Here is a 15,426-nt window from a genome sequence, read left to right on the forward strand (position 1 = left end):
TAGTCACGTAGGGCTTTTTCGTTAAATCTATCTGATTCTACTTTTGTTCCCAATACGGTGGATTACCATAATATTCAGAGAAGTAGTCAATGAAGGCTCTCACCTTTGGTGCAAGTAACCTTGTGCTTGGGTACACAGCCCAAATTGCAGGCTCTGATGTTAATGGGTAATCTTCTAATATTTGAACCAGCTGACCGCTTTTCAGTTGTTCATAGGCACACCAATTCGATGTCACCGTGATCCCCATACCACCTGAGGCTGCGTCACGCAGTGCTTCCCCGTTATCTGCCCTGAACGACCCAGATGCCTTAATCGTCTTAGGCCCGCTTTCAGTATTGAAGGTCCAGTTTTCTAAACCAATTAAGCTAATACATTGATGATCGTTAAGATCTCGAGGTTTGGCTGGCTTACCATATTTGATTAAGTAATCAGGCGATGCACACACAATACGCTTGTCTGTCGCAAGTTTTCGGGCAATCAGTGTCGAGTCTTTCAGCTCCGAGATACGAATCGCGATATCAAAGCCACCCTCAACAACATCCACCATCGAATCTGATAGCCTGAGATCGACTTTTAACCCAGAGTAGCGCTCTAAGAATCCAGGTAAGGCAGGAACAAGATGCAAACGTCCAAAAGACGCAGATGCGGTAACTCGCAACGTTCCGGTTGGAGAATCACAACCCACACCGACCGCCGATTTGGCAGCATCCACGCTCGATAACACTTCTTCAGCATGAGGTAAGAATGCTTCCCCCTCTTCGGTTAAAGAGACCTTACGAGTGGTTCGGTGGACCAAGCGAACGCCTAAATTGTCTTCCAGTTTACTGATGTGCGAGCTTGCAACAGCAGGAGACAAACCAAGCTCTTGCCCAGCCATGCTGATGTTATGTGTGGAAGCTAAACGAACAAACAATTTGAGGTGTTCAATATTCATGAGATTACCAATAAAATCTTAAAAATCGTGTACCAGTAACCCTCATTATGCGTCATTCACATAACAATACAACGTATTAACTCAGTTGAATTGTGAAGATGTTATTGTGCCAAAACGAAAAAAACTCCCGAAGGAGTTTTTTTGTCTAAGTCTGCAATTCGCCATTTAGCTAATCAGCAAAATTACTAGCTCACTAGCCAGTTAAACGTGCATGCAGTGCATCTTTCAGTACAGAACGATCATGTTTCAGTTGGTGCATCGAGCCGTCATCAATGGGTGAATCTTTCAGCTCAAGCTTACGAATCTCTTTATCAAGGTTGTCGTACGTCTTCATGTCTGCTGCAAAGCCATCGTCAGTTTTAACAAGCTCAGCAATTTTATCTTTCATTTCAGGAAATTCGTGAACAAGAGAATGATTTTCACCTAGCATAGAAACCTCTTAAGTTGAGTAAAGTGATTGGTATTACGCATTCATTATTAACCTTAGCAAGGGAGTCAAATAACAAATGAGATCCAGTACACAGCATAGAATATAGACAATTCAGATTCACAAATTTACAACATCCACCTAAAAAAATAAGATGCTTTACATAGAAGAAAGCCTTGTAAGAACACAAGGCTTTATAAGGTAGATCTATATACAAGTAGAGTTAACAATCGTTATCGAAGCAGCTGAAAAATGTTTCTACAAAGAGATTAGCTACTGCACCCGCTTGTATCTACTTTATTCATTTGATCATGTGAAGATGTTTCAGAGCCTGTCGATTGGCATCCTGCCACGAATAACAGCGTTACAGATAAGATAAGCCATTTCATAATAAATCCTCTTTCGGTCATGACTAAAGCATAGTGCTTAAAAGCGCGGATACCTCAGTCATTAACTAAAACCTTACCTACCGATAAGGCCTTGGTTAATGAACAAAGCATCGCTTCTTTAACTAACGACCTGCTTTTGTACAAAAAACTTTCACTTCAACGAATGAAAATCGTACAAGAGCGAAAATAGGACAGCTATGGAACTAAGAATAAGAACTAGAAGTTAGTCACTCGTCGCCAAACGTACAGCCGCTTCTGCATGAATGGCTGTGGTATCAAACAAGGGAACATCAGTGTGTTGCTGCTGAATCAGGAGGGCGATTTCAGTACAGCCCAGAATAACGGCTTCTGCACCTTGTTGGCCTAGCTTCTCAATGATTTGACGGTATACATCTCGAGATTCTTCTTTTACTTGGCCTCGACACAGCTCTTGATAAATGATGTTGTGGACTTTCTCTCGGTCACTCTCATCAGGAATCACCACATCGATACCGAATTTGTTAGTCAGGCGCCCTTTATAGAAATCTTGTTCCATCGTGAAAGCGGTGCCGAGTAACCCGACTTTCTTTACGCCCTGTTCTAGCAGCTTTTGCGCGGTAGTATCAGCGATATGTAAGATAGGAGCCGTGATCTTCTGTTCAATTTCAGGCACGACTTTATGCATGGTATTGGTACAAATCAGAATGAAATCAGCCCCGCCCTTCTCTACCGATAAAGCCGCGTCCGATAAGATATCCGCCGTCTCAGCCCAGCGACCTTGGTGTTGAAGCTTTTCTATCTCATCGAAGTTCACGCTGTACATACAAACCTTTGCAGAATTGAGCCCGCCGAGTGTGGCTTTAACGCCCTCGTTGATGGATTTGTAGTAGCTCACTGTCGACTCCCAACTCATACCGCCGAGCAAACCGATCGTTTTCATTTTGCTATTCCTTTAATTTCCGACTAACTCGATTAAACCGTCATGCATTGAAAATTTATAGTACGTTCTTGCTTAAAGCGAACCCATAACACCTTATTCCTTTCAAACGATTGCTTTCAAACCGTTCATTCCCAAAACCTCCGCTCACAAAAAAGGCTCGAATTTAAAATCCGAGCCTTTGAAGTTTTGACCAAGGGTATACTTGGCGTTAGTACACCTCACACCAATCTGATTTCATGTCGATCAGTGTCCAATCCTCTCTGGAATTCGCCTCATCTAGCGCTTTATCAAGCTTGCCAACGTGAGACTCACGATCGTACTGCCACTCGCGCTCAGCATCAGTGTGATGAACAATCATCGCCATTGAGTTGGGTTGGCTCGTAGCCCATTGCATCATCGCTTGGTCACCGTCTGAGTTGCCGACCGCTAGAATAGGTTTCTTGCCGATAATATGCTGAATGTTAGTGACCTTTCCGGCTTTGTCATCAATGGTCAAAATGGACGAGTCTTTAGTAACGGTTGGCTTACCATCGTTGTAGCTGTAGTTGTATTTAAGCGCGCTACCGATGATTTGCTCTGTAGGAATATTATAAGCTTGTGGAGCCCACGCTCTCATGAAATCAACGCCTCCGCCCGACACAATATAAGTCTTAAAGTCATGATCTTGCAGGTAAGTCAGCATCTCTTTCATTGGCTGGTAAGTCAGATCGGTATAGGCTTTGTTGAAGCGTTCGTCTTTCGCTGCAGCTAGCCATTGCTTAACATCTTTTTGGTATTGTTCGACTGTCATACCAGAGTGTGTCGCCATGATAATTTTCAATAAACCTTCTTCGCCGCTCCCTAGAACACTCTTGATGTCACCTTCAAGCACGAACTTAAACGGTGCTTCGGTTTTCCATTCAGGGTGATCAGGCGCCATCTCTTTTACACGATCTAGTGCAAAGGCTAATTGGAAGTAATAAGGCTTTTCCGACCAAAGCGTACCGTCGTTATCGAACACGGCAATGCGATCTTCAATTGCCACGAACGTATCAGACTCAGCTTTAGTGGCTTGCCCAACAAAGTCGACGATAGCGGATTTGCTCTCGCTGTCCTTCCAAGAAGGCAGCAAGTTGGGATCACAATCTTTAGCAAAAGATGAGAAAGAGAGACTGGATAAGATCGCGACAGATAAGAGGGTTATTTTCTTCATAGCAACTACCATGTTGTTGAATTAATTGTAGGGTTTAATTCAATTCATCCTAGTTGGTCTACTCTGATTTGCCACTTATGAACACTATAACCAATGCTCATGTTGGTATTAGATTAGTACCACAGCTAAGCTGGCTGAGGGTGCTCTGCGATGTATTTATCGAGAACTTAAAAGGAGACAAACAAAAAAGCAGAACTTCAATTCCTCAAAGTTCTGCTTTATCAATCCATGACGGCTTACACTCTGCGCTTTTTGAAAGCGTGCCAGCCAGCGCTGAGAATTGTTTTTACCACCACGCTTAATGCGCTAAGTTTAGGGTCAGCATTCTTGCCAGAGGCAATGCGCCACATTTGATGTTCATACCAAACCAGCCCGACCATCGCCATCTTGTCTAATGCGGGCTTTCCTGTGGTTGGCACCGTTAGTGGCATGCCGTGGCTAGGGTCTTCAATTAACTTGTTAGGGAAATCAGGATCAACCGCCATTGTGCGTGCAATACCAATAAAATCGGTCGCCGAGGTGTTTAATGCTTCATTCATTGCTTGCGCGGTTCGAAAACCACCCGTGACCACCAGCGGTGTACTCACGAGTTTTCTCGCCTTAACCATGTAATCCATAAAATACGCTTCACGTTTTACTGTGCTGGACTTGATTGATTCAGCTTTGCTCTTTGAACCCATCATTGATGGGCTTTCATAGGTGCCGCCGGAGATCTCAATCAGGTCGATACCGTTATCACTCAGTGTTTGCACAACCTGCATCGACTCTTCTTCAGTGAAGCCACCTTTCATAAAGTCGGCGCTGTTGAGCTTAATTCCGACAGGGAAATCTTCACCGACCTCTTTTCGAATCGCGCGATAAACCTCAAGCACGAAACGAAGTCTGTTTTCGAGTGAGCCACCCCATTTGTCTTGGCGTTGGTTGTGTCTCGAAGACAAAAACTGACTCACGAGATAACCATGAGCACCGTGAATCTGCACGCCAGTAAAACCCGCTTGTTTTGCAAGCTTTGCGCTCAGCGCGAACTTATCAATAATCGCGATTATTTCTTTTTCAGTCAGAGCTCGTGGCGTATTGAAACCTTTTTCTAATCCACGCTCTAAAGAGATAGCCGAAGGCGCAACCGGGCTATCACATAAGAATTTAGGGATTTGCTTACCTGGGTGATTCAGTTGCATCCATATCTGCGAACCATTCTGTGTTCCGGCACTCGCCCACTCACGAAATACGGTTAAGTCACTGTGCTCATCTAACACAACGTTTTTAGGCTCACCAAGCGCGCCTCTATCGACCATCACGTTACCCGTCATGGATAGGCCAATTCCTCCTCGAGCCCAACGCTGATAGAGCGTGACTAAACCTTGCTTAGGGTTATGGTGTTTATCACCTAGCTGTTCACTCATTGCCGATTTGAACAGGCGATTTTTGATCACTTGACCATTAGGAAGAGAAAAAGGGTCGTTGAGGCAGATTAGATTCATGCGCGTGGTTACTTTCTTGGGTTTATATATTGAGTCCAGTATGCCCTATTTTATCCGGCACTTCTGAGCATTTAACGCCTATTTCGAAGCAAGTTTCGCTCAATAAAAAATGCCAGCGGCATGGCAGCTGGCATTAATCGACTATAAATAGAATCTCAAAAACTGGGCTGACGCTGCTGAAAAATGTCAACCAGAAAGGCTCAAACACCCTTTACGCTCATGGTAATTGTCGTTATTGTGATTCTCTACGCCATCATCACAAGGACAGTCTGAGAGTTATGAACAGCACGATTGAAACTATTCTGGGGCACCGCTCCATTCGTCAATATACAAATCAACCGATTGAAAAAGCACAACTTGATGTGATTATTCAGGCTGGTCTCGCGGCTTCATCATCGAGCTTACTGCAGGCTGTTTCTATCGTGAGAGTGACAGACACAGAGAAGCGCAAGTTGCTAGCTGAATACGCAGGCAATCAAGCTTACGTGGAGAACGCGGCTGAGTTTTTGGTGTTCTGTATCGACTATCAACGCCACGCGCAAATCAACCCTGAAGTGAAAACCGACTTTACTGAACTGACCCTGATTGGCGCTGTCGATTCTGGCATCATGGCGCAAAACTGCATGTTGGCTGCTGAGTCTCTAGGTTTAGGTGGCGTGTACATTGGCGGGCTGCGTAACAGCGCACAACAAGTCGATGAACTGTTAGAACTACCACAACATACCGCCGTGTTGTTTGGGATGTGCTTAGGTCATCCGGCACAGCAACCAGAGGTCAAGCCTCGCCTTCCAGCTCACGTGGTGATGCACGAAAACCAATACCAACCGCTGAGCCTAGATGACATTGCCAGCTACGATGATTCGATGCAAAGCTACTACGCAAGCCGTTCAAGCAACCAAAAACAGAGCAGTTGGTCACAGCAGATCACGCAAAAGCTGTCTGGCGAATCTCGCCCGCATATCCTGCCTTACTTGAACAGCAAGCAGCTGACCAAGCGTTAAGCCGTTAAGCCGTTAAGCCGTTAAGAGCTTGCAACAAACCACAGCAAACAGCAGTACAAACAAAAATGTCAGCGTAATATACGCTGACATTTTTATTTATCCGGAGGCGGCTAGCTTACAGATATTTCTCAATCGGTAACAACTGTAGGAAGCCTGACTGCATTCGTTCCCATTGACCAGTGTCAGGTTCGCTGTCCCAACGTTGATCGCCTGAATACCAATACACATCACCGTCTTCCAATTCCAAGCGCCAGCTATTATCTTCACTCATTGCTTGCTCAATAGTGTCTGCTAACGTTTCAGCAATCTCTTTATTTTCGATGATCAAAACCGATTCCGTATTGAGGTAGGTAGAGCGCAAGTTGAAGTTAAATGAGCCGATGCTCGCGATGCTGCGGTCGAATACGACTGATTTAGCGTGCAAGCCATAGGCTGTCTCAGGCGCACATTTAGACGCGTCTTGAGTCGATGCTTCACACAACTTAGATTCTGGTTTTAGCTCAAACAGATCGATGCCATGCTCCAACATATCGTAACGTCTGCCCGCATAAGCAGAATGATTAGTCACCAGATCATTAGAGGCCATAGAGTTAGTTAGCGCTTTTATCTCAACGCCCTTATTGTTCAACACTTGCCACTCTTCAAGCTGACCATCATCGAATACAAGGTAAGCCGATTCCAATAAGATCTCTTGTTTCGATTCACTCGCTAACTTACCTAGAAGAATCGCGGTCGCTTTCGGTTCATCGGTATTGTCTGAATCATCAGGAACAGGCTGATCGTAAACAAAACGCGCATTCACCCATGCCATCTCACCAATCACCTCTTTCAGCAAACTATCAGCAGCCTCACGGTCTAATGGTAATTCAGGGTAATTTTGATAGTGCGGAACGACAATATTATCTATCTTTGAGAGATCAGGTTGTTCGTCATCCCCCAGCATATCGACAGGGTAAGACCAACGACTGTTCCAGTATTCAACAAAACTGGTTTGGATGGTGTTAACTACCGAGCCCATGACTAATACATCGCGGTCTCGGAAATTGATTTCATCAGAAAGGTCAAAGTATTCATCACCGATATTACGGCCACCCACCACAGACAAAGTACCATCTACGGTAAACGACTTATTGTGCATACGGCGATTTAAGCGAGAAAAGTCACCGACAAAGCTCAGCCATTTACTGAAGCCACGGCGTGTTGGCGTTGGATTGAAGATACGAATCTCGACGTTAGGGTGCGCATCCAGTGCCGACAGCAAACCTTCACGTTCGTTGAGGTTGATATCATCCAACATTACGCGCACCTTCACACCACGCTCAGCCGCGGCTAACAAACGGCTAGCGAGATAGCTGCCCGATTCGTCAGAGTTCCAGATGTAGTATTGAATGTCGATGGTGTGCTCGGCACTTTCGACCAGTGCTAATCGCTGTGCCAAAGCATCCCAACCAGACTCTTGCAGACGAACCGCGGTGGTGCCTTGCTCTAAAGCTTCAGGCTGAAATTCATTGGTTAGAACCGATAAAGAACTAGGTGCAGGAGAGGTTGGCGGTTCTGTTGGATGATCGATGCCTTCAGGAAGTGAAGAACACCCACCTAAAACGGCGATTAAGATTAACGTTAAACTGATGCGTTGGAGCACAGGCATGTATCTGACTTCCTTTTCACGATGCGTCTTTAGAAACTTTCCGTACAGCTTTTCAATGAACAAGCTATTCCGATCTATTCATTAATTATTACTGCTAAAGCCTGAAATTTATAGGTAATTATCCAGTATAAATTTAAAGGTCGGTAAATTGGCCTACAGATCACTTAAGTTGAGTGAGCGCTAAACAGTATAAACTCAGCGGCTTTTCGACCATTTCAATAGTGAGTTCAGTTCGGTCTGGGTGATGCTTCACCATTGTTTGGAGATCTAGTTTCACCGCTTGATTTCACACTAACAGGCGTGTCGACTTACTTATATGAGATTGTGCAAACGCATTACTTACGTAAGCGCTAAAGCTGTTGTTCATCTAAGGGGCATGTAAGGATCAACACCGAAAACATTGTTCACGCTACATAACGTTTATCGTCCCTACACAAGCCTTCCCTATAGTAGTACCCTTTATCGTCTCTCATTCTTGATGGTAGCTGGATATTATGAAGCTTTTGGTCGATCGCACTGGTGAACAGTTTTTAGAAATTCTGCAAGAATCGGGAGACACGCTGACGGTTCAATTCATTACCAATGAAGGCAATCGAAAGGGTAAGCCGTTCCAAGATAACTTGAGTGGATTGTTCCTCGCGGGTTGGAAGCCTCGCACGACCTCAACTGCAAGACCCTAAAGTCAGCTTTGCGCTACACCAACTCTACCCGCTCGGCCGAGATGTAAAATTACCCTCTGGAGATATTGCGACAGTCGCAAGTTACGCCAATACTCACGCTGATGGTTACTATATGTTTGTACGCCTCAACGATGAATTAACCCGACTCAAGATTACACCCGATTGGGAACTGCAACCTTCCACTCAAAGATTGGCTCTGCCTTATTACCCAGCCCCAAGAACTAAAGAAGAGCTCGACAACATTGACGATTTTGATGCGTGGGCGGGCGGCTTCTAAATACTCCTCACCTACGCCTAGTAGCACATAACACCCAAGTTATTATCAATTACTTTTTGACAATAATTCAAATGTAGCACTGTTTATCGTTTCAAATATTCCCACTATTATTTATCCATCGACACAGACTGCAGCTCAATGAACAAAGAGTGGCACTGTAAACACAGACAGATCACCATTTCGGTGAAAAATAATATAGGTACTAACATGACTCAACTAACTATCGTCGCAAACATCGTCGCTAACGAAAACAAAATTGAATTGGTTAAAGCAGAGCTGCTAAAACTGATTGATATTACTCGCGCTGAAGAAGGCTGCATCAACTACGACCTTCACCAAGACAATGAAAACCCAGCACATTTCACTTTCTACGAAAACTGGACATCACGTGAACTTTGGCAAACACACATGGGTAATACTCACCTTGCTGAATACATGGCAGCAACCGAAGGCAGTGTTACGTCATTTACACTTAACGAGATGACTAAGATCGCTTAAGTACAGTTTCTGTAGTCTGTTACTAGAAAGCACACTGACAAGCTATCGAGTTCGATTTGGAAGCCCCGCTGCACGTCAGCGGGGCTTTTTCATTTATGCGGATATCGTCAGCTGCCTTAGTTAGAGCTTCAAACGGGGTTGAATAAAATCAATAAACGCCGAGATACGTTTAGAGACCGATGACGACTTGTAGTAAACCGCATTCACTCGCTCTCGGTCTGTGTTGGCAAGTTTGTCTTGTTCCAAAATAGGGACTAGGCGCCCTGCTGCTATATCGTCCTGCACCATAAAACCCGATAAACAAGCAATCCCATTTCCAGCTAATGCCAGTTGACGCACGATTTCACCATTACTGGCTGTTACAGTAGGCGGGATATAACTTTGGTTTGGCAAAGGCCAGTGATTAAGCACTTTGTTTCCTGCAAATCCCACAACTTGATGCGAACTCAAATCTTCAGGTTTGGTGGGCAGCCCACGCTTAGCGAGATAATCAGGTGACGCCACAATATGGAGTAAGCTTTTACCTAACGGTCGAGCGTGCAGTGTTGAATCGGACAGCTTACCGATTCGAATCGCAACATCAGTTCTCTTTTCGAGAAGATCAACGAAGCCTTCGTTGGAAGTGAGTTCCAACTCAATGTCTGGGTAAGCCTCTTTGAATGACTGCACCAACGGCACTAGCTGATGGAATACGAATGGACTGGCGGCATCGACTCTTAAACGACCTTTTGGCAACTCACCGCGCGACACGATTTCTTCTTCCGCGCTCTGAATCATCTGTAATCCCACCCTGACTGAATCGACAAACTGCCGTCCTTCCTCCGTCAATTCCACGCGTCTCGTTGTTCGGTTGAATATTGAGACGCCGAGTTGTAACTCAACCTTACTCACCGAGCGAGACACCTTGGCGACCTGCACATCCAGCGCCTCTGCCGCCGCAGAAAAACCACCAGCATCGACAACGGTGAGTACCATTTCTAAATCATCTGAACGGGTTAACATGAGGCTCCTTCGCTATCTTCATTTTGTTTAATGTCATCTCGCTTGTGCTCATCACAGCTCAAATCACGGTGTCTTTTCGATCTCATCAGCTTAATCCAATGATCGGCTAACCCTCCAATTATTGCAAATATCACAAAGGTTATTTGTTAATGATGGCATTTTTCACAAATATATTTTGCTAGATAATCCTCGCCATCAAACGAAGCGCTCCTATTGCAGTCACAAGCTGCCCCATTTTATCGCGCTCGGTACTTAACAAAGAACAGTAAGAGAGATGATTATGCCACTAGCATTACTTGCATTGACGCTCAGCGCCTTTGCCATCGGAACCACAGAATTTGTCATCGTAGGCTTGATTCCTACCATGGCGAGCGACTTGAATGTATCTCTGCCATCGGCAGGCCTATTAGTCAGTTTATACGCGCTTGGCGTTGCTATTGGCGCACCAGTATTAACGGCATTAACCGGCAAATGGAATCGTAAAGCGGTGTTGCTGACTGTGATGGCATTGTTTGTCATTGGTAACTTATTGGCGTGGCAAGCTCCGGGTTATAACACGCTGATCGCCGCACGAATTTTGACTGGCCTTGCCCATGGCGTGTTCTTCTCGATTGGATCGACCATCGCGACAGGTTTGGTTTCAAAAGATAAAGCAGCCAGTGCCATTGCGATCATGTTTACAGGTTTAACGGTTGCATTGGTAACCGGCGTACCACTGGGCACTTATATCGGGCAAACCTTTGGCTGGCAAGCGACCTTCTTGATCGTGGCTCTGCTTGGTCTTATTGCTCTTATCGGTAGCGCTATCTTGGTTCCAAGCAACCTTAAGCAACCACCAGCGGCGAAGATTTCGGCACAACTAAAGGTTCTAACTCAACCACGCTTACTGTTGGTTTACGCTATCACAGCACTAGGTTATGGCGGCACATTCACAGCGTTTACGTTCCTTGCTCCAATACTGGAAAATGTATCAGGATTTGATTCGAGCTCAATCAGCTTAATCATGTTGGTTTACGGTGTGTCAGTGGCGGTCGGTAACATCTGGGGCGGAAAAATGGCCGACAAGATGGGCCCGATTAAAGCGCTGACCGTTATCTTCTCTGGTTTAGCCGCAGTACTGGTGGTATTCAACTTTACCGCAGTAAACCCTTACGCAGCTGTTGCTACCATTTTGGTTTGGGGTGCATTCGCATTCGGTAACGTTCCAGGACTACAAGTGTATGTTGTGAAACTTGCTGAGAAATACACACCAGACGCAGTCGATGTCGCTTCTGGGTTGAACATTGCAGCCTTCAACGTCGGTATCGCATTAGGCTCATGGGGCGGTGGTTTGATTGTCGCGAAATCTGGATTAATGAACACCCCTTGGGTAGGTGCTGTGATCGTTTTGATCGCTCTTGTTCTGACTCGATTCAGTGGTGCGTTAGATAAGAAGCAAGCACAACAAGCTGTTCCATCTAGCATTTAGCATTTAGCATTTAGCATTTAGCAAGAATAGAAAAAACAAAGCCCGAACCTAGGTTCGGGCTTCGTCATTTAAATCTGATTATTGTCCGTTATCGATCGATTTCAGCACTTTACATGGGTTACCGACTGCAACCACATTGACTGGGATGTCTTTAGTTACCACACTGCCTGCGCCAATCACGCTGTTTTCGCCAATGGTGACACCGGGGCAAATGATCACACCACCGCCAAGCCAAACATTGTCGCCAACATTAATCGGTGTGCCAAACTCAACGCCTTCTTCTACACGGCCTTTCACATCGAGTGGGTGACCTGCAGTCAGGATTTGAACGTTCGGACCAAGCAGCACATTGTCGCCAATAGTCACTTCAGCCACATCCAAAATCACGCAGTTAAAGTTAGCGTAGAAATTCTTGCCTAGCTTGATGTTCGAGCCGTAGTCACAACGAAATGGAGGTTCTAAATGCGCATTTTCACAGTCCGGAATGAGCTCTTGCGTTGCTGCTTCCCATTCAGATGTGCCAGGAATACTGTTATTGAGTTTTTGAAGCACCTTGCGACATTCGATACGAGCTGCATAAAGCTCTTTATCCCAAGCCTGATAAGGTTCACCTGCTAGCATTTTTTGTTTTTCTGTTTTCACGTTACTTACCTGTTCTCACATCAATTAGCTATTTTCATATTACTTATCTAGCTTCACATTACTTAACTAATGGTGGTCAATTCATCGACCAAAAACGCAATATCGCACATCTAAATAACAGTGAATAAGGAGTGTTTGAGCTTGGTTCAAGAGATGCGCAGCTCGTCACTTTTTGTAGGTAAAATATGAAATTCGAACAGTGCTAATTTAGCTTCGCTATCGAATCACGTAACACCAAACTACCAGTGGTATTGATGGTGGTCGCTTGCTCTGTTTCACCGACAATTTGCAGGATCGCCTTTTGCGTCATTTGCTCTAATGGCACACTCACAGACGTTAAGCTTGGCGTTAAAAACGCCCCCACTTTGCTGTTATCAAAGCCGACGATCGAAACATCTTGAGGCAATGAGTACCCAAGTTCGGTTAACGCCTTAATCGCACCAATCGCCATATCATCGTTTTCAGACAAGATAGCAGTGAATGTGGTTCTGCTTTTTGCCAAAGCCTGAGCCGCGTGATAACCGCTCTCCATCGTCCAATCACCTTGAACAACGTTGGACTCATCCAATACAACACCATGTTTAGTTAACACATCTTGATAGGCTTGGTAACGCAGCTCATCGGTCGAAGAACCGGCTTTACCACGAATCACTGCAATATCGGTATGACCCTGCTCGATGATGTGTTCAACCATCAAACAAGCGCTCTGATAATGGTCGGTGGTAATAGCATGATTGGGCTTCGACGGCATTTCTCGGTTGAGTACCAGAATCGGAGTGTCAGTGCTTTCGATGATCTGAGCTATCTCGCTTTCGGTTAAACATTGCGGATAGATGATGATGCCAGCGCACTTCATATCCAACAGGAAATTGATCGCCTTTCTTTCGTCTTCAGCGCTGTGTTTGCCATCGGTGATCACCAATTGGTGATTCGACTTTTCGCTATAAGAAGCCGCGTGATACATCAAGGAAGAGAAGTAAGGGCCATTGAACAACTCATTGGTAATTACAAAGCCGATGAAATTGGTCTTCTTGGTCGCCAATTGCTGAGCCAACAAGTTCGGTCGATAACCTGTTTCTTGAATCGCATCAAATACCTTTTTCACCACATCTGGGCGCACGATGTTCTTGCCATTTAAGACACGAGAAACGGTCGATTTAGATACGCCTGCGCGGTTTGCGACATCAAGCATGGTTACCATTCGCTTCTTTTCCTTTATAAAAAATTAGCCGACATAGGCCGACTAATTCATTGCAAAATGACAGCTCACAGTTCACATAACTGCGCTGGGGAATGCATTCTAAATAGTGGCACCGTTAGATGCAATCACACCTTTATACCACTCGAAAGACTTCTTGCGCTTGCGTTCTAGTGAGCCAGATTGATCGTTGTGCTTATCTACGTAAATGAATCCGTAGCGTTTTTTCATCTCGCCCGTGGTGAACGAAACTAAGTCGATACAGCCCCAAGGGGTGTAACCCATCAAATCAACACCATCAATCGCAACGGCTTTTTTCATCTCTTTGATGTGGTCGCCAAGGTAAGCGATACGGTAGTCGTCATTAATGCTGCCATCTTCTTCAATGGTATCAACAGCGCCAAAACCGTTCTCAACGATGATCAATGGCACTTCATAACGTTCATACAGAGACGCTAAACAGAAACGCAAACCGGTTGGGTCAATTGGCCAGCCCCAATCGCTAGACTGGATAAACGGGTTATCGACCGAGTTTTCATGACCGCCGTCCATCGCTTCTTCAGTCGATTGGTGAGAAGAAGAATCCAAGGTATTAGACATGTAGTAGCTAAAGCCTAAGTAATCAGCCTTGCCTTCTTTTAGGATCTGCTCATCTTCGGGCTGCATCTCAATATTGAAGCCTTTGATTGCCCAGTCATGCTTAGCGTAATTTGGGTAATGACCACGCACCATTACATCCGAGAAGAAATAACGGTCACGCATCGCTTGCTGTGCCACCATGATGTCTTCTGGCTTTGAAGAACGAGGATAGAAAGGCACCATCGCACACATTGCGCCAATTTGAAGATTTGGATTGATCTCGTGACCTTTCTTAACCACCAACGCACTCGCAACAAACTGGTGGTGAACCGCTTGATACATGGCTTCTTGCGGCTTTTCACATTGCGGGAACTTCACGCCAGAGCACAACCAACCGAAGATGTCTGCCGAGGTGTTCATCTGGTTGTTGATCTCGTTAAACGTCATCCAGTATTTCACTTTGTGTTGGTATCGTTCCATCACTGCAGTTGAATACTTAACGAAGAAGTCGATCACTTTGCGGTTCATCCAGCCGCCATATTCCTTAGCTAGATGGTAAGGCATTTCAAAGTGGCTCAGTGTTACCACAGGCTGAATGTCGTATTTCAACAGCTCGTCAAACAGATCATCGTAAAACGCTAAACCCGCTTCACACGGTTCAGCTTCATCGCCATTTGGGAAGATACGCGTCCACGCGATACTGGTACGGAAGCACTTAAAGCCCATCTCAGCAAATAACTTAATGTCTTCTTTGTATCGATGGTAGAAATCAACAGCAACTTGGTTTGGGTAGTTTTCGCCATCAATGACGCCATCGGTGATTCGACGTTGTACACCATGAGCGCCCGCTGTTAATACATCAACAACACTGACACCTTTACCATTCGCATCCCAGCCGCCTTCTAGTTGATGTGCAGCAACCGCACCACCCCATAAAAAATCGTTCGGAAATTCGTTGTTCATACCATTACTCGCTACAAGTTATTCGTGAAAAAGATCAGGATTAGAGAGCTCATTGCAACTCTGAAACCGATTTCAATAAAAGAAAAGATACAGGTTGAAACCGGTTTCAGCAATAGTTAAAAGATCTT

The 15,426-nt window shown here is 45.1% G+C and carries 13 protein-coding genes and 1 pseudogene; 4 read left to right on the forward strand and 10 right to left on the reverse strand.

Features of this window, described 5'->3' with window-relative positions; genetic code table 11:
* Window positions 1-37: 37 nt before the first annotated feature.
* The 5 genes from AB4583_RS05565 to AB4583_RS05585 all read right to left on the reverse strand — a co-directional run bounded on the left by AB4583_RS05565 (window position 38) and on the right by AB4583_RS05585 (window position 5,342).
* Window positions 38-934 carry a LysR family transcriptional regulator gene (locus AB4583_RS05565; RefSeq protein WP_102320698.1) on the reverse strand — a complete coding sequence of 299 codons (897 nt, stop codon included), beginning with the start codon at window positions 932-934 and terminating at the stop codon, window positions 38-40.
* A 193-nt stretch (window positions 935-1,127) separates the two neighbouring features.
* Window positions 1,128-1,364: a YdcH family protein gene (locus AB4583_RS05570; RefSeq protein WP_017067743.1), complete on the reverse strand. Its 237-nt coding sequence runs from the start codon at window positions 1,362-1,364 to the stop codon at window positions 1,128-1,130.
* Window positions 1,365-1,973: 609 nt separating this feature from the next.
* A complete protein-coding gene (locus tag AB4583_RS05575; RefSeq protein ID WP_372116704.1) occupies window positions 1,974-2,669 on the reverse strand; it encodes an aspartate/glutamate racemase family protein in 696 nt (231 codons plus the stop codon).
* 208 nt (window positions 2,670-2,877) lie between these two features.
* A complete protein-coding gene (locus tag AB4583_RS05580; protein WP_372116706.1) occupies window positions 2,878-3,861 on the reverse strand; it encodes an HAD family hydrolase in 984 nt (327 codons plus the stop codon).
* 236 nt (window positions 3,862-4,097) lie between these two features.
* Complete coding sequence (locus AB4583_RS05585) at window positions 4,098-5,342, reverse strand: NADH:flavin oxidoreductase/NADH oxidase family protein (RefSeq protein ID WP_372116708.1); 1,245 nt, start codon at window positions 5,340-5,342, stop codon at window positions 4,098-4,100.
* 278 nt (window positions 5,343-5,620) lie between these two features.
* On the opposite strand from AB4583_RS05585, the gene nfsA reads away from it, so the two are divergent.
* A complete protein-coding gene (gene nfsA / locus AB4583_RS05590) occupies window positions 5,621-6,343 on the forward strand; it encodes an oxygen-insensitive NADPH nitroreductase (protein WP_102462135.1) in 723 nt (240 codons plus the stop codon).
* A gap of 115 nt (window positions 6,344-6,458) precedes the next feature.
* Here the strand turns inward: nfsA and AB4583_RS05595 are convergent, their stop codons facing one another.
* The gene (locus AB4583_RS05595) at window positions 6,459-7,991 is read right to left on the reverse strand and encodes a phospholipase D family protein (RefSeq protein WP_372116710.1); all 1,533 of its coding nucleotides are present in this window, start codon (window positions 7,989-7,991) and stop codon (window positions 6,459-6,461) included.
* Window positions 7,992-8,485: 494 nt separating this feature from the next.
* Here AB4583_RS05595 and AB4583_RS05600 point away from each other — a divergent pair.
* Both AB4583_RS05600 and AB4583_RS05605 read left to right on the forward strand, forming a co-directional pair.
* Window positions 8,486-8,948, forward strand: a pseudogene (locus AB4583_RS05600) (hypothetical protein).
* A gap of 207 nt (window positions 8,949-9,155) precedes the next feature.
* Window positions 9,156-9,446 (forward strand): putative quinol monooxygenase, encoded by a 291-nt coding sequence (locus AB4583_RS05605; RefSeq protein WP_372116711.1) that lies wholly within the window; start codon window positions 9,156-9,158, stop codon window positions 9,444-9,446.
* Window positions 9,447-9,566: 120 nt separating this feature from the next.
* Here AB4583_RS05605 and AB4583_RS05610 read toward each other — a convergent pair whose 3' ends face one another.
* Entirely contained in the window at window positions 9,567-10,448 is an 882-nt protein-coding gene (locus tag AB4583_RS05610; protein WP_372116713.1) for a LysR substrate-binding domain-containing protein, read from the reverse strand.
* A 280-nt stretch (window positions 10,449-10,728) separates the two neighbouring features.
* On the opposite strand from AB4583_RS05610, the gene AB4583_RS05615 reads away from it, so the two are divergent.
* Window positions 10,729-11,916 (forward strand): MFS transporter, encoded by a 1,188-nt coding sequence (locus AB4583_RS05615; RefSeq protein WP_017062388.1) that lies wholly within the window; start codon window positions 10,729-10,731, stop codon window positions 11,914-11,916.
* A gap of 78 nt (window positions 11,917-11,994) precedes the next feature.
* On the opposite strand, the gene AB4583_RS05620 is transcribed toward AB4583_RS05615, so the two are convergent.
* The 3 genes from AB4583_RS05620 to AB4583_RS05630 form a co-directional block, all read right to left on the reverse strand.
* The gene (locus AB4583_RS05620) at window positions 11,995-12,558 is read right to left on the reverse strand and encodes a sugar O-acetyltransferase (protein ID WP_372116715.1); all 564 of its coding nucleotides are present in this window, start codon (window positions 12,556-12,558) and stop codon (window positions 11,995-11,997) included.
* A 202-nt stretch (window positions 12,559-12,760) separates the two neighbouring features.
* Window positions 12,761-13,759, reverse strand: coding sequence for a LacI family DNA-binding transcriptional regulator (locus tag AB4583_RS05625; RefSeq protein WP_372116717.1), 999 nt, complete (start codon window positions 13,757-13,759; stop codon window positions 12,761-12,763).
* A gap of 99 nt (window positions 13,760-13,858) precedes the next feature.
* The gene (locus tag AB4583_RS05630; protein WP_372116719.1) at window positions 13,859-15,298 is read right to left on the reverse strand and encodes a 6-phospho-beta-glucosidase; all 1,440 of its coding nucleotides are present in this window, start codon (window positions 15,296-15,298) and stop codon (window positions 13,859-13,861) included.
* Window positions 15,299-15,426 lie beyond the last annotated feature (128 nt).

The organism is Vibrio sp. 10N.222.49.C12, from assembly GCF_041475025.1.
Lineage (GTDB): Bacteria > Pseudomonadota > Gammaproteobacteria > Enterobacterales > Vibrionaceae > Vibrio > Vibrio crassostreae_C.